At 67.0% G+C, this 15100-nt stretch carries 14 protein-coding genes; 9 read left to right on the top strand and 5 right to left on the bottom strand.

Annotation, left to right across the window (positions count from 1 at the left end; translation table 11 throughout):
- The first annotated feature begins 17 nt into the window (after positions 1-17).
- The 5 genes from nuoN (at position 18) to ACXJKM_RS17660 (ending at position 7087) form a co-directional block, all read left to right on the top strand.
- Complete coding sequence (gene nuoN, locus ACXJKM_RS17680) at positions 18-1499, top strand: NADH-quinone oxidoreductase subunit NuoN (RefSeq protein WP_056196935.1); 1482 nt, start codon at positions 18-20, stop codon at positions 1497-1499.
- Positions 1500-1506: 7 nt separating this feature from the next.
- Positions 1507-1809, top strand: a complete 303-nt coding sequence (locus ACXJKM_RS17675; protein ID WP_056196937.1) for a DUF2818 family protein — start codon at positions 1507-1509, stop codon at positions 1807-1809.
- Entirely contained in the window at positions 1796-2380 is a 585-nt protein-coding gene (locus ACXJKM_RS17670; RefSeq protein WP_056196939.1) for an NUDIX domain-containing protein, read from the top strand. The genes ACXJKM_RS17675 and ACXJKM_RS17670 overlap by 14 nt, the downstream gene beginning before the upstream one ends.
- A 296-nt stretch (positions 2381-2676) precedes the next feature.
- Positions 2677-3846 carry an efflux RND transporter periplasmic adaptor subunit gene (locus ACXJKM_RS17665; protein WP_056196940.1) on the top strand — a complete coding sequence of 390 codons (1170 nt, stop codon included), beginning with the start codon at positions 2677-2679 and terminating at the stop codon, positions 3844-3846.
- Positions 3847-3859: 13 nt separating this feature from the next.
- Positions 3860-7087: an efflux RND transporter permease subunit gene (locus tag ACXJKM_RS17660; protein WP_457354074.1), complete on the top strand. Its 3228-nt coding sequence runs from the start codon at positions 3860-3862 to the stop codon at positions 7085-7087.
- On the opposite strand, the gene ACXJKM_RS17655 is transcribed toward ACXJKM_RS17660, so the two are convergent.
- Positions 7065-8468 carry an FAD-binding oxidoreductase gene (locus ACXJKM_RS17655; protein ID WP_457354072.1) on the bottom strand — a complete coding sequence of 468 codons (1404 nt, stop codon included), beginning with the start codon at positions 8466-8468 and terminating at the stop codon, positions 7065-7067. The genes ACXJKM_RS17660 and ACXJKM_RS17655 overlap by 23 nt on opposite strands.
- Positions 8465-8845, bottom strand: a complete 381-nt coding sequence (locus tag ACXJKM_RS17650; RefSeq protein ID WP_457354071.1) for a DUF2069 domain-containing protein — start codon at positions 8843-8845, stop codon at positions 8465-8467. The genes ACXJKM_RS17655 and ACXJKM_RS17650 overlap by 4 nt, the downstream gene beginning before the upstream one ends.
- A 27-nt stretch (positions 8846-8872) precedes the next feature.
- Between ACXJKM_RS17650 and ACXJKM_RS17645 the strand changes: the two genes are divergently transcribed.
- Positions 8873-10183 carry a YihY family inner membrane protein gene (locus ACXJKM_RS17645; RefSeq protein WP_457354069.1) on the top strand — a complete coding sequence of 437 codons (1311 nt, stop codon included), beginning with the start codon at positions 8873-8875 and terminating at the stop codon, positions 10181-10183.
- On the opposite strand, the gene ACXJKM_RS17640 is transcribed toward ACXJKM_RS17645, so the two are convergent.
- Complete coding sequence (locus ACXJKM_RS17640; protein ID WP_457354067.1) at positions 10155-11108, bottom strand: Bug family tripartite tricarboxylate transporter substrate binding protein; 954 nt, start codon at positions 11106-11108, stop codon at positions 10155-10157. The two genes, ACXJKM_RS17645 and ACXJKM_RS17640, sit on opposite strands and share 29 nt — an antisense overlap.
- A 31-nt stretch (positions 11109-11139) precedes the next feature.
- A complete protein-coding gene (locus tag ACXJKM_RS17635) occupies positions 11140-11709 on the bottom strand; it encodes a helix-turn-helix domain-containing protein (RefSeq protein ID WP_457354065.1) in 570 nt (189 codons plus the stop codon).
- A 93-nt stretch (positions 11710-11802) separates the two neighbouring features.
- On the opposite strand from ACXJKM_RS17635, the gene kbl reads away from it, so the two are divergent.
- The 3 genes from kbl to ACXJKM_RS17620 are packed head-to-tail and all read left to right on the top strand — an operon-like array spanning position 11803 to position 14783.
- Positions 11803-12999, top strand: a complete 1197-nt coding sequence (kbl, locus tag ACXJKM_RS17630) for a glycine C-acetyltransferase (RefSeq protein ID WP_457354063.1) — start codon at positions 11803-11805, stop codon at positions 12997-12999.
- A complete protein-coding gene (locus ACXJKM_RS17625) occupies positions 12996-13940 on the top strand; it encodes an NAD-dependent epimerase/dehydratase family protein (protein ID WP_457354061.1) in 945 nt (314 codons plus the stop codon). Before kbl ends, ACXJKM_RS17625 begins: the two co-directional genes overlap by 4 nt.
- Positions 13941-13988: 48 nt before the next feature.
- Positions 13989-14783 carry a MipA/OmpV family protein gene (locus ACXJKM_RS17620; protein ID WP_162247778.1) on the top strand — a complete coding sequence of 265 codons (795 nt, stop codon included), beginning with the start codon at positions 13989-13991 and terminating at the stop codon, positions 14781-14783.
- Here the strand turns inward: ACXJKM_RS17620 and ACXJKM_RS17615 are convergent.
- Positions 14780-15088 (bottom strand): Mpo1-like protein, encoded by a 309-nt coding sequence (locus tag ACXJKM_RS17615; protein WP_057299593.1) that lies wholly within the window; start codon positions 15086-15088, stop codon positions 14780-14782. The genes ACXJKM_RS17620 and ACXJKM_RS17615 overlap by 4 nt on opposite strands.
- Positions 15089-15100 lie beyond the last annotated feature (12 nt).

Raw genomic sequence — 15100 nt, 5'->3', positions numbered from 1 at the left:
GAGCAGAGGCAAGAACAATGAACGACATGAACTGGCTCGCGATCTACCCCGAAATCCTGCTGCTGGCGATGGGCTGCGTGGTTGCCCTGGTGGACCTGTGGGTCACCGACGAGCAGCGCCGCCCGACCTACTGGCTGACCCAGCTGACCCTCATCGTCGTGGGTGGCCTGCACTTCAGCTACTTCAACGCCGGCCTGACCACCTATGCCATGCAGGACATGGTCGTCGCCGACCCCATGGGCCACCTGCTGGCCGGCTTCGCCTGCGTCGCGACGTTGATCACGCTGGTCTATGCGCGCCCCTATGCCGCTTTCCGCGAGATGCTCAAGGGCGAGCTCTTCATCCTCAGCCTGTTCGCGCTGCTGGGCATCAACGTGATGCTGTCGGCAAACAACTTCCTGGTCGTCTACCTCGGCCTGGAGCTGATGAGCCTGTCGCTGTACGCGCTGGTGGCCCTGCGCCGCGACCATGCGGTGTCCACCGAGGCAGCGATGAAGTACTTCGTCCTCGGCGCCCTCGCCAGCGGCTTCCTGCTGTACGGCCTGTCGATGATGTACGGCGCCACCGGTTCGCTGACCATCCCCGAAGTCTTTGGCGTCATCTCCCAGGGCATCCCGAACAAGAGCGTGCTGATCTTCGGCACCGTCTTCGTCGTCGCCGGCCTGGCCTTCAAGCTCGGCGCCGCGCCCTTCCACATGTGGGTGCCTGATGTTTACCAGGGCGCACCGACGGCCGTCACGCTGCTGATCGGCGGCGCGCCCAAGCTCGCCGCGTTCGCTATCACCGTGCGCCTGCTGGTCGAAGGCATGAGCGGCCTGGCCGTGGACTGGCAGCAGATGCTGGTCGTGCTGTCCGTCATGTCGCTGCTGATCGGCAACCTCGCCGCCATCGCCCAGAGCAATCTGAAGCGCATGCTGGCCTACTCGACCATCGCCAACATGGGCTTCATGCTCTTGGGCATGACTGCCGGCGTCGTCAACGACAGCACGACCTGGGGCACCAACGCCTACAGCTCGGCCATGTTCTACGTCGTCACCTATGTGCTGACGACACTGGGTACCTTCGGCATGGTCATCTTGCTGTCGCGCCAGGGCCATGAGGCTGAGGAGATCAAGGACCTGGCGGGCCTGGGCAAGCGCAGCCCTTGGTTCGCCCTGGTCATGACGCTGTTCATGTTCTCGCTGGCCGGCGTGCCGCCCACCGTGGGTTTCTACGCCAAGCTGGCCGTGCTGCAGGCTCTGGTGGCCACGCAGATGCCGTTCTACCTGTGGCTGGCCGGCTTCGCCGTCGTCGTGTCGCTGGTTGGCGCCTTCTATTACCTGCGCATCGTCAAGGTCATGTTCTTCGACGCCCCGACCGATACGGCCCCGCTGGCTGCGCCGGCCGACGTGCGCTTCGTCATGACCCTCAACGGCGCCGCCGTGCTGGTCTTCGGCCTGCTGCCGGGTGGCCTGCTGGAGCTGTGCAAGGTCGCCATCCGCCAGGCGCTGGCGACCTGAACGCTCCATGGACCAGTCCGCCGCCGTCTGGCTGGTCCTCGCCGCGGCCGTCATCGCGGCCAACCTGCCTTACTTCAGCGAGAGGCTACTCCTCGTTGGCCCGCGCCAAGCGCCGAAAGCGGCCTGGTGGCGACTGCTCGAGCTGGTATTGATGGCCGCGCTGACCTTTGCCCTCGGCTCGGTGCTGGAGGCCCGCATCGGCCAGCGCCATGCGCAAGGCTGGGAGTTCTATGCCGCGGCGACCTGTCTCTTCATCACGCTGGGCTTTCCCGGCTTTGTCTGGAGATATCTGCGCCGTGGCCACCTCTGACAGCGAAGACCCCCATCTCGTCGAGCGCCTGCTCGAAAGCACACAGGTCTTCGCGGGCCACTTCCTCGACGTGCGCCGCGATCGTGTCGCGCTGCCGGACGGCACCGCCGCGCACCGCGAATACATCCGCCACCCCGGCGCCGTCATGGTCGTACCGCTGCTGGACGATGGCCGGTTGTTGATGGAGCGCCAATACCGCTACCCCATGGGCCGCGTGATGCTGGAGTTCCCGGCCGGCAAGCTCGACGCCGGCGAAGACCCGCTGGTCTGCGGTCGCCGCGAGCTGCTGGAGGAGACCGGCTACAGCGCCACCGAATGGGCCTATGCCGGTGTACTACACAACGCCATCGCCTACTCGGATGAAGGCATCCACATCTACTTCGCGCGCGGCCTGAACAAGGGCGAGCAGAAGTTGGACGAGGGCGAGTTTCTCGAGCTTGTCACACACACGGTCGACGATCTCGACCGCCTCGCCGCCCAAGGCGAGCTGACCGATGCCAAGACCCTGATCGGCCTGCTGTGGCTGCAGCGCTGGCAGCAGGGTGCCTGGGCGCTGGACTGGCTAAAGTAGCGCCCCTCGTCCAAGGCATACCTTGGCCGGTTCCAGGGAGACGGCGACGCATGCAGCGTCGAGCCGCATGCACATCGCCAGGCGGGCCGGCCAGGTGAACTGGAGTCGGACACAAGAAGTCCCTGCGGACTGCTTGTGCCTACGGAAGGCCATGGGCCTCTGGCCCATGGCAGGCCCGGCGCTCGGCCCGAAAGTTCTTCCGTTTCGTACATGACCTCTGGCGCCGTGTTGCCAGACCGTTAAGCTCCGGCGTTTGAGCCGTCCGACCTTTGCCCTTTCGAAGAAAGCTTGTCTCCATGACGCGTGCATCGCTGACCCTGACCGCATTGACATTGGCCCTGGCCCTTACCGCTTGCGGCAAGGGTGGCAAGCCCGATGAGGCCAAGGGCGCCGCGGCCAAGACGTCTGCGCCGCTGCTGCTCGCGCCCGAGGATCTGCGTCAGGTTGGCCAGAGCGGCCTGATCGGCGCGCCCGTCATCACGGGCGCCATCCAGCCGGCCCGCCGTGCCGACCTGCGTGCCGAAGTGGCCGCCGTCGTGCTGCAGGTGGCCAAGGACAACGGCGAGCGTGTGCGCGCGGGTGATCTCATCATCCGACTGGACCCCACCTCCATCCGCGACGGCCTGACCTCGGCCGATGAGGCGCTGCGCGCCGCCCAACAGAGCTTCGAGCAGACCGAGCGCGTTCTGGCCCGCCAGCGCACGCTGAACCAGCAGGGCATGATTTCCATGCAAGGCCTGGAAGACGCCGAGGTGCGCCGCAACGCCGCCCAGAGCGAGTTGGCCGCAGCCAAGGCGCGCGCCGTCACGGCCCGCCAGCAGGTTTCGCGCACCGAGATCCGCGCGCCGTTCGATGGCGTCGTCAGCGAGCGAAAGATCTCCGTCGGCGACACCGTGCAGATCGGCCGCGAACTCATCAAGGTCATCGACCCGGCGTCGATGCGCTTCGAAGGCCAGGTCTCGGCCGATCGCCTGGGCGAGCTCAAGCTGGGCCAGCCGGTGTCCTTCCGCATCAACGGCTTTGGCGACGCGGAGTTCCGCGGCAAGCTGGCCCGCATCGATGCCGCTGCCAACGCGACGACGCGTCAGGTCGAGCTCATCGCTGAATTCAACGATCGCAGCAAGGCCCCTCAGGTCTCCGGCCTCTATGCCGAAGGCCGCGTCGAGAGCGCCGAGCGCAAGGCGCTGGTGCTGGCCGAGGGCTCGGTGCAGCGCCAGGGCGATAGCGCCTATGTCTGGAAGGTCGATGGCAATCAGCTCAAGAAGGTCAACGTGATCTTGGGCGAGCGTGACGACCGCCGCGGCGAGGTCGTCATCGCTTCAGGCCTGGCTTTGGGAGACCAGGTGCTGCGCGCACCCACCGGCAACCTGACCGATGGTGCGCCGCTGCAGCGCGTCACGGCCGGGGCCGGCGCGGCTTCAGCCGTCGCGGGCACGGCGTCACCCGTGCCTGCCGCCAGCAAGTAAGCAGGAGACCTCGATGTTTCTCTCCAACTTCAGCATCAGCAAGCCCGTCGCGACCGTCGTCATGGTCATCGGGCTGATGCTGGTGGGCCTGCTGGCGCTGTCCAAGCTCAAGGTCAACCAGTTCCCCGAGGTCGAGCCGCCGGTGCTCGTCATCAACATTCCCTATCCGGGCGCGTCGCCCGAGACGGTGGAGCGCGAAGTCGTCAACCGTATCGAGAAAGCGCTGCAGAGCATCTCCGGCGTGGACCGCTCCAACTCCACGTCGCGCGAGGGCAGCGCCACCCTCGTGCTGGTCTTCGACTTCTCGAAGAACATGATCGAGGCCGCCGATGAGGTTCGCAACGCCATCGCCTCGGTGCGCTACAAGCTGCCCACTGAAATCCGCGAACCCATCATCACGCGGGCCGACCCCGGCGCTCAGCCCATCCTGCAGCTGTCGCTGTCCAGCACGACGCTGACGCACGCCCAGCTCAGCCGCCTGGCCGAGGACAAGCTCGCCGAGCGCTTTCGCGGCATCTCGGGCGTGTCGACGGTGGGTGTCAACGGCTCGCTCAAGCGCGAGTTGTCCATCCTGCTGCACGCCGAGAAGCTGCGCGAGTTCGGCGTCTCCGTCACCGAGGTGCTGAATGCCGTGCGCGCGCAGAACACCACCGCCCCAGTCGGCAAGGTGCGTGGCGCGCTGGAAGACCAGAGCATCCGCCTGCTCGGTCGCCTCGAGTCGCCGGCCGAGTTCGAGCAGATGATCATCAAGCGCACAGGTGGCACCGGCGGTGGCACCGTCGTGCGCCTGGGCCAGGTGGCCGAGGTGCAGGACGGCTTCGCCGAGATGACCGGCTACTCGCTGCGCAACGGCCGACCCAACGTCGGCATCTCCATCACGCGCTCACGCGATGCCTCCACCGTCAGCGTGGCCAACGGCGCGCGCACGCTGCTGAAGGAAATCGAGAAGGAACTGCCCAAGGGCACGACGCTCGAGATCACCCAGGACGGCGGCAAGGATGCCGAGAACAGCCTGCACAACGTCACCGATGCGCTGGTGTTTGGCGCCGCACTGACCATCTTCGTCGTCTACGCCTTCCTGAACAGCTGGCGCTCGACGCTGATCACCGCGCTGTCGCTGCCCACGTCCGTGCTGGCCGCCTTCATCGCCGTCTGGCTGATGGGCTTCTCGCTGAACTTCATGAGCCTGCTGGGCCTGTCACTGGCCATCGGCGTGCTCATCGACGACGCCATCGTCGTGCGGGAGAACATCGTCCGCCATATGGAGCGCGGCAGCGACCGCGTCACCGCGGCGCGCGAGGGCACCGCCGAGATCGGCCTGGCCGTCGCCGCCACCACCTTCGCCATCGTCGCGGTCTTCGTGCCGGTCGCCTTCATGGGCAACGGCCCCGGCCAGTGGTTCAAGCCCTTCGCGCTGACCGTCGTGGCCTCGGTCGTCGTATCGCTCATCATCAGCTTCACGCTCGACCCGATGCTGTCGGCCTATTGGGGCGACCCCGTGGGCTACCACGAGCAGCCCAAGAAGGGGTTCGGCCGGCTGCTGGAGCGCTTCAATCACTGGTTCGACGGCGTGGCCAACGGCTATGGCCATGTCATCGCCTGGGCGTTGCACCACCGCCGCTGGATGACGGCCTTCGCGGTCCTCAGCCTCGTCGGCGCCATCTTCCTGCAGATGACGTTCGGCGGCTCCAGCTTCCTGCCGCAGGCCGATGCCGGCTTCCTGGCCATCGAGGTGCGCAGCCCCGCCTCCAGCAGCCTCGACTATTCCAAGCTCAAGCTCGACGCGGCCGCTGCCCTGGCCTCGACGATGAAGGAAACCAAGGCGACGACCTCCTATCCCAACGCCAGCGGCGGGCGCATCTACGTCGACATTGGCAAGAGCACCGAGCGCCAGCGCTCGGCCGCCGACGTCGCCAAGGAGCTGCGCGAGAAGGTCGCCCGCCTGGTTGGCGCCGAGTACGTCGTGCTCGACGACCTGAACAACGGCGCCCAGAAGCCCGTGCAGATCCGCTTCTACGGCACCGACACGCGCCGACTGCAGCAGATCACGCAGGACTTCCAGAAGACCATGGCGGGCATCAAGGGTGCGGTCGACATCGGCTACTCCGAGCAGGACCCGCAGAACGAGCTGCAGATCGAGCTCGACCGCAGCCTGGCCAACCAGATGGGCATCTCGGTCAACGACGCCGCCCAGGCGCTGCGCGTCGCCTTCGCCGGTGTCGAGGCCGGTGACTGGATCGACCCGACCGGCGAGGCCCGCGACGTGTCCATCCGCCTGCACCCGAGCGACCGCGTCGACGCCGCCAACATCGAGCGCCTGCCGATCGCGGTGACCGGCACCAACCGCATGGTGCCGCTGGACCAGATCGCCACCGTCACCATGGGCAAGGGCCCGGGCCAGATCCAGYACGGCGACGGCAAGCGCACCATCACGGTCAGCGCCAATGCCCAGGGCCGCTCGTCCGGCGAGATCACCGCCGAAGCCAAGAAGCTGGCCGAGAAGATCGACTTCCCGCCCGGCTTCGGCATCGAGCTGGCCGGTGCGGCACGTGACCAGCAGGTTGTTTTCACGGCCATGATCACGGCGCTGCTGTCCGGTATCGCGCTGATGTATTTCGTGCTCGTCATCCAGTTCAACAGCTTCACGGCGCCGTTCGCCGTGATGCTGTCGCTGCCGCTGAGCCTGATCGGCGTCGTGCTGGCGCTGATCCTGACGCGCGGCACGCTGAACCTGATGAGCCTGATCGGCGTCATCATGCTGATGGGCCTGGTGGCCAAGAACGCCATCCTGCTGCTGGACGCGACGCGCCAGGAGGAGAAGGCTGGCATCGATCGCGAAGAAGCGCTGATGCACGCAGGCCGCAAGCGCTTCCGTCCCATCCTGATGACGACGCTGGCGCTGATCGCCGGCATGATGCCGGTCGCCATCGGCATCGGCGAAGGCGGCGAGTTCTACCGCCCGATGGCCGTGGCCATCATCGGTGGCACCATCACGTCGACGCTGCTGACGCTGCTCATCGTGCCGACCTTCTACGACAGCATCGAGCTGGCCCGTGACCATGCGCTGGCCAAGTTCCATCGCCGCGTGCCGCGGTTCACGCTGGTCGGCGCCTTCGTGCTGACGCTGATCGAAGCGGTGCTGGCGCTGGTGATGGTGCGGTTCGTGTTCCGCCTGATCGTCAAGGCCGGCCGTTTCGTGACCGGCCGCCGCGTGGCCGTTACACCAGCCGCCCAGGGTTGAGGAGGTCAAGCGGGTCGAGAGCCCGCTTGATCGCCCGCATCAGCGCCAGGGCTGTCGGATCCTTGCGCTGAGCCAGCTCGTCGCGCTTGAGCCGGCCAATGCCATGCTCGGCCGAGATCGAGCCGCCGCGCTGCTGAACGGCGTCATAGACCAACTCGTTGATGGCCGCCTCATGCGCGGCCAGGAACTCCACCGGCGACACGCCGGCCGGCGCCTGCACGTTGTAGTGCAGATTGCCATCGCCCAGATGGCCGAAGTCGATGACCTCGATGCCGGGCAGATAAGCCGCCAGCACCGCATCCATCTCGGCGACGAAGCCGGGAATGGCGGACACCGGCAACGAGATGTCATGCTTGATGTTCAGCCCCGCCTGGGCCTGGGCCAGCGGAATGGATTCGCGTAGATGCCAGAAGGCCTTGGCCTGCTGGATGTTCTGGGCAATGGCCGCGTCCTGCGCGCAGCCGCCTTCGAGCGCGGTTTCAAGCAGACCTTCGAAGACGCTGCGTGCATGCTCGGCGCTTTCGGCGTCGGACAACTCCAGCAGCACGGTCCATGCCGCGGCCGGCAAGGGCTGGGGCAATTGCGGCAGCTCGCGCGCAACAAGGGCGAGCGAGGCGCGGTTCATCACTTCGAAGCCGGTCAGCGCATCGCCGGCGCGCTCGCGCGCCAGGCCGAGCAAGGCGACGGCATCGTCCAGCGAGGCACAGGCCGCCAGCGCGGTCAGGCGCTCCTTCGGCTGCGGATACAGCTTCATCGTCGCCGCGGTGATGACGCCCAGCGTGCCCTCGCTGCCGATGAAAAGGTCGCGCAGGTCGTAGCCGGTGTTGTCCTTGCGCAGCCCCGACAGCCCATGCCAGATCTCGCCGGCCACGGTGACAACCTCGAGGCCGAGGCAGAGTTCGCGCGCATTGCCATAACGCAGCACCTGCGTGCCTCCGGCATTCGTCGCCAGGTTGCCGCCGAGCGTGCACGAACCCTCGGCCGCGAGGCTGAGCGGAAAGAGCATTCCGGCTCCAGCCGCGGCGGTTTGGATCTCGGCCAGCACGCAGCCGGCCTCCACCGTCAGGCTGGCGTTGGCGAGGTCGATGCCGCGAACGCGCTTCATGCGCGTCAGGCTCAGCAGGAGTTGTTGGCCGCTGTCGTCCGGCGTCGAGCCGCCCACCAGACCGGTATTGCCGCCCTGCGGCACGACCGGCACGCGGTGCTCGTGGCATAGGCGCATCACTGCCGCGACTTCCTCGGTCGATGCCGGCCGCGCGACGGCCAGGGCCTTGCCGGCATAGCGCTTGCGCCAGTCGTTCTCATAGGCCGCCAGGTCGCCACCCACCAGCAGGCCCGCCTCGCCAAGCTGTTCACGCAGCGCAGCGAGAAAGGCGTTCATGTGGTTTTGGCCGCCGCCAGTCGCTGGCGGATCTGGGCCGTGCAGGCCGTGAAGATGACGACGCCCAGCAGCACTTCACCCAGCGCCAGCCATTGCCCGAGGCCGCCTTCGCTGGTCGAGCGCACCAGGCCCTCCATCACATAGAGCCAGATGGCCAGGGCCAGCCAGCGGTAGGTGTACATGCGGTAGCGCCACAGGCCGACGGGTGCCGCCAGCAGCGGCAGCGCCTTCACGGCCAGCGTGCCGCGGCCGGTCGGCGCGAGCCACAGTTCCCAGGCCAGGCACAGCAGGATCAGCGCGACGGTGGCAGCCAGCGCCAGATTGCGCGTCAGCCGTTCGACGGCTGTGGGTTCGGTTCTTTCAAGGGCAGGGGACATAGCTGCGGCATCATAGAAGCCATGTCCATGACGCCGATTCCGCCGATTCCGCCCGTTCCGCCCGCCGCGCCCGCCAATGCCGACAACCCGGACGCACCGCTGGCCCACAACCCCATCGCCTTCGCCAGCGACTTCATCACCGAGCTGCTGGCCTGGCCCTGGCTGCAGACCCTGCACACCTTCCGCCAGCGCTTCCGCGAGGAAAAGCTTGGTCTCACCGCAGGCAGCCTGACCTTCACGACGCTGATCTCGCTGGTGCCGCTGCTGACCGTGATGCTGGCCATCTTCACGGCCTTCCCGATGTTCTCCAGCTTCCAGTCCGCGCTGGAGCAGTACTTCCTGAAGAGCTTGATCCCGCCCAACATCGCCAAGCCGGTGCTGGCCTCGCTGACGCAGTTCGCCGCCAAGGCCAACAAGCTGGGTGTCGTGGGCCTGATCTTTCTGGGCATCACGGCGCTGGCCCTGATGCTGACCATCGACCGCACGCTGAATGCGATCTGGCGCGTGAAGCGCCCGCGGCCCATGGCCCAGCGCGTGCTGGTCTACTGGGCCGCGTTGACGCTGGGCCCGCTGCTGCTCGGCGGCAGCCTGACGCTGACCAGCTATGCCATCAGCGTCGGCCAGGGTTATCTCACGGCCATGCCGGCGAGCATGTCCACGGTCCTGGGCAGCGCCGACGTGGTGCTGTTCGGCCTGGCGATGGCCGGGCTCTTCCATTACGTGCCCAACACCCATGTGCGCTGGCGCCATGCCCTGATCGGCGGCGCCTTCGTGTCGCTGGGCTTCTCGCTGGCCAAGGGTCTGCTGGCCTGGTATGTGAAGCAGGTGCCGACCTATTCGACGCTGTATGGTGCTTTCGCGACCGTGCCCATCTTCCTGATCTGGATCTACCTGGGCTGGGTCATCGTGCTGCTGGGCGCCATCCTGGCGGCCAACACGCCCAGCCTGACGGGTCGGCTGCATCTGCGCCCCGACTCGCCCGGCCAGCCCATGGCGCTGGCGCTGGAGGTGCTGCGCGAACTCTGGCGCGTGCGCGAGGCCGGCCAGCAGGGCCTGTCCTATCTGGCCCTGGCCAGCGCGCTGCGCGTCGACCCGTTGCAGCTCAGCCCCGTCATCGACAAGCTGCTGGCCCTGGACTGGATCGGCCGGCTGGAAGAAGAGGGCGCCCAGCGCCTGGTGCTGCTGTGCACGCCCGAGAAGGCGCTGGCCGAACCTCTGCTGAGCGCCTTCCTGGCCGAGCGCCAGGGGCTGCTGGCCAATCTGTGGGCGCAGGGTGAATGGTCGAAATTGACCCTCGACCGCCTGCTGCTCACTGAGGCTGGAAGCCCCCGACCTTGATGATCTTGGCCCAGGCCGCCGAGTAGGCGCGCTCGCGGGTGGCGAGCTGGGCCGAGCTCATCATGGCCACCGACAGGCCGAGCTCGGTCAATCGCGCCTTCACGACCGGCTGATTGATGACGCCGGCCAGCGCATTCGAGAAGCGCTCGACGACGGCCGGCGCGGTGCCCGCCGGTGCGAACAGGCCGTAATAGGGCAGATCCTCGAAGCCCGCGACGCCCAGTTCCGCAAAGGTCGGCACCTCCGGCAACACGCCCTGGCGCTGCTGGCCCATGACGGCGACGATGCGCAGCTTCTTCTGCTGGTGGTTGGTGATGAGGTCGGGTACCGAGCCGACGCCGGCGCTGATCTGGTTGCCCAGCATGTCGGCAATCATCGGCGCGCTGCCGCGGTAGGGCACGGCCAGCAGGTTCAGGCCATTCTTCTCGCCGAGCAGCTTGACGAGGAATTCCGGCACCGAGGCCGGGGCCGGCACGCCCACGCTGCCCTGGCCACCTTGCTTCTTCACCCAGGCCAGGTATTCAGGCAGGCTTGAAGCCGGCGTGCCGCCTGACAGCGCCAGCGCGTTGGCAAAGGTCGCAAAGCCCGCCACCGGCACGAAGTCCTTGGCCGGGTCGAAACCCGGGTTCTTCAGCACCAGCGGCAGGATGGAGATGGTGTGGTCGTGRCTGACGAAGAAGGTCGTACCGTCGGGTGCCGCGGCCTTCAGCGCCTGGGCCGCGATCTGGCCGCCGGCGCCGGGCTTGTTCTCGACGATGACCGGCGTGCCCAATGACGCCTGCAAGGCCTCACCCAGCAATCGCGCAATCGCGTCGGTGCCGCCGCCGGCCGGAAAGCCGACGAGGAGGCGAATGGGCTTGTCATCGGCGCGGGCGGCAAAGGGCAGGGCGGCCAGCGCGGCCAGGGCGGAACGACGTTGCAGCATCGGCGGGCTCCTTGGTTGAACCCGCCGGAGTCTACGGGTGGAGCACCACCAAAAGTGCGGTCGCCGCCGACTTGCCCACGTTGCGGATGGCATGCGGGCCGTCCACCGCATAACGCGCCGTCTCGCCGGCCTTGAGCCTGTTGGTCATGCCCTGGGCGCTGACCTCCAGGCTGCCCGTCAGCACGCTCAGGTGCTCGCGCGAACCCGGCTCGTGGGCCTGGCTGTCCAGCACGCCGCCGGGTTGGATATTCAGCTCGTACCACTCGAACTGGCCCGCCAGCTCGATGGGGCCGAGGATGCGCAGCTTGCAAAGCCCGTCCGGGCTGGTCAGGCCCGGCGTCGCGTGGGCCGGCACGGTCTCGATGGCAGGCGTCGCTGCGCGCTCGCCGCCCAGCAACTCACCCATGTCCACGCCCAGCGCATTGGCCAGCCGCCACACCACGGCCACCGTGGGATTGGCCTGGTTGCGCTCGATCTGCGACAACATCGACTTACTCACGCCGGCCCGCTTGGAGAGATCATCCAACGACAGGCCACGGCTGCTGCGCAGCGCCTGCAGGGCGGCGCCGACGCGGGGCGGTTCGGTGTTGTCCATGTTCATGCTTGACCTGGATAGATGATTTTCAGATACTGCACAAAAGTTCGATATATCGAACAAGTTCACTAAACCGGATTGTGCATCAGGAGCAGCGCCATGAGCCAGGCCTTCTATCAACACCTGCAGACCGAGTTGGACAGCATCCGCGCCGCCGGGCTGTTCAAGTCCGAGCGCATCATCACGACGCCCCAGGGCGCCGTCGTGAAGACGGCCGACGGCCGCGAAGTCATCAACCTTTGCGCCAACAACTACCTGGGCTTGTCGTCGCATCCCAAGGTCATCGAGGCCGCGCATGAAGCCCTGCGCACGCATGGCTTCGGGCTGTCTTCGGTGCGCTTCATCTGCGGCACGCAGGACCTGCACAAGGAATTGGAGGGCCGCATCGCCCGCTTCGTCGGCTGTGAGGACGCCATCCTCTACGCCGCGGCCTTCGACGCCAACGGCGGCCTCTTCGAGCCCCTGCTGGGCGAGCAGGACGCCATCATCAGCGACGCGCTGAACCACGCCTCCATCATCGACGGCATCCGCCTGTGCAAGGCCCAGCGCTACCGCTATGAGCACAACAACCTCGACGACCTCGAGCGCTGCCTGAAGGAAGCCAAGGAGAAGGGCGCCCGCTTCACGCTGGTCTTCACCGACGGCGTCTTCTCCATGGACGGCACCATCGCCCAGCTCGACAAGATCCGCGCGCTTTGCGACCAGTACGACGCGCTGCTCGGCATCGATGAATGCCATGCCAGCGGCTTCATGGGCAAGACCGGCCGCGGCACGGCCGAACACCGCGGCGTGTTCGGCAAGATCGACATCATCACCGGCACCTTCGGCAAGGCCCTGGGTGGCGCTTCCGGCGGCTTCACGGCCGCGCGCAAGGAAGTCGTCGAGCTGCTGCGCCAGCGCTCGCGCCCCTATCTGTTCAGCAACACCCTGGCGCCGAGCATCGCCGGCGCGTCTCTCGCCGTGCTGGACCTGCTGGAAGGCTCGACGGCCCTGCGCGACAAGCTGGAAGCCAACACCGCCTATTTCCGCGAGGCCATCCAGGCCGCGGGCTTCGAGATCAAGCCGGGTACCCACCCCATCGTGCCCATCATGGTCTACGAAGCGGTGAAGGCCCAGGAGCTCTCCAAGCGCATCCTGGAGCTGGGCATCTATGCCGTCGGCTTCTTCTTCCCCGTCGTGCCCAAGGGCCAGGCGCGCATCCGCGTGCAGGTCTCGGCCGTGCATGAGCGCGAGCATCTGGAAAAGGCCGTCGCTGCGTTCACGCAGGCTGGCCGTGAGCTGGGGATCGTCAAATGAAGATCCTCATCATTGGCGCGAATGGCCAGATCGGCACCGAGCTGGCGACGGAGCTGGCCAGGCTGCATGGCAATGAGGCCGTCGTCACCAGCGACCTCAGCCCCAAAGGCCGCGTGCCCAGCCTCCAGCACGAGGCGCTGGATGTGACCGACGCGGGGGGCCTGGCCACCGTCGTCAAGCGCCACCACATCACGCAGATCTACCACCTGGCCGCGGCGCTGTCGGCCAACGGCGAGAAGCACCCGATGTGGGCCTGGGACCTGAACATGAAGGGCCTGCTCAATGTGCTGGAGCTGGCCCGGCACGAGAAGCTGGACAAGATCTTCTGGCCCAGTTCGATCGCGGCCTTCGGCCCCAACACGCCGGCGGTGGACACGCCCCAGACGACGGTGATGGACCCGACGACGGTCTATGGCATCAGCAAGCTCGCCGGCGAACGCTGGTGCGACTGGTACCACGCCAAGCACGGCGTGGACGTGCGCAGCCTGCGCTACCCCGGCCTCATCAGCTGGAAGACGCCCCCGGGCGGCGGCACGACGGACTACGCGGTGGAGATCTTCCATTCGGCGATCAAGGAAGGCCGCTACACCTGCTTCCTGAAGGAAGACCAGGCCCTGCCGATGATGTACATGCCCGATGCGCTGCGCGCCACCATCGAGCTGATGAACGCGCCGGCCGACCAGGTCAGGCAGCGCGGCAGCTACAACCTCGCCGGCGTCAGCTTCACGCCGGCAGGCATCGCCGCCTCCATCCGCCGCCGCCTGCCCGAGTTCACGATGGACTGCGTGCCCGACTTCCGCCAGGCCATTGCAGCCAGTTGGCCACAACGCATTGACGACGCAGCCGCCCAGGCCGATTGGGGCTGGAAGCTGCAGTACGACCTGGATGCCATGGTTGACGACATGCTGACTGAGCTGACACGCGAACTACACGTTGGCTGACAGGCGGTGCCAGGTCTGGCTGGTACGCTAGCCTCTATGAGAGTCGCGTTGACTACCCTCCTGGCTCTGTCCGTGGCGACGTTGGCGCAGGCCGAGCAGCCCGAGGTGGAAAGTCCGTCAGCTCGCTATCTGCTGGGGGCCGCGGTGGCCTCGCAGCCGGAGTACGACGGCGCGAGCAGCCGTGACATCAAGATCAAGCCCTTGTGGGCATTCAAGCTCGGCCGAGTGCGCATCAGCACTTCCGGCGCGGGCAGCCTGATGGGCTTCGGGCGTGAGGAGGCGGCCGGCGGTGCCAGTACCCAGTTCATTGACACAGACAAGCTGCGCGTGGGTGTGTCACTGCGCATGGACAGCGGCCGCAGCAGCGGCGACGCCAGCACCACGCGGGGCCTGCCCGACGTCCGGCGCACGCTGAGGGCGCGCTTCTATACCAACTACAGCCTGACCAAGGATCTGACCATTGGCGCGACGCTGTCGCAGGACCTGCTCGGCCGGCAAGGCGGCACGACGCTGGGCGCGGACCTGGGCTGGCGGTTCTACCGCAGCCCGACGCTGGAGTGGACCAGCGGCTTCGGCATCTCGGCCGCCAGCGCTCGAAACCTGCGCAGCTATTTCGGCGTGCCCGAGTCGGCCGTCGCGGCCAGTGGCAAACCCGCCTACGAACCCGGTGCCGGCCTGCGCGATGTGCACGTGGGTGTCGGCTTCATCCGGCCGCTGACCAAGCATTGGCTCGTCTACGGCAATGCCGGCGCGAGCCGCCTCCTCGGTCCCGTCGCCGACAGCCCGCTGGTCGAGAAACGCACCGGCTCGTCGGTGGGCATCGGCCTGGCCTGGCGCAACTAAAGCTTCACGCGACCGCGCCAGATGTCGGCGTACATGACCCAGTCGCCGATGAAGCTGTAAAGCGGATATTTGAAGGTCGCCGGCCGGTTCTTCTCGAAGAAGAAATGCCCGACCCAGGCGAAGCCATAGCCGCACAGCAGGCCGTAAAGCAGCCACACCAGCGCGCCCGTCCTGAACAGCTGCCACAGACAGACCAGCACCAGGGTCGAACCGACGAAGTGCAGCCGGCGGCAGATGGTGTTGCCGTGCTCGCTGAGGTAGAAGGGGTAGAAGTCGGCGAAGCGAGAAAAGCGTTCGGTGCTCATGCGCTGATTCAA

It is taken from the genome of Roseateles sp. P5_D6 (assembly GCF_054049415.1).
This window is presented reverse-complemented; position numbering and strand designations above follow the sequence as displayed.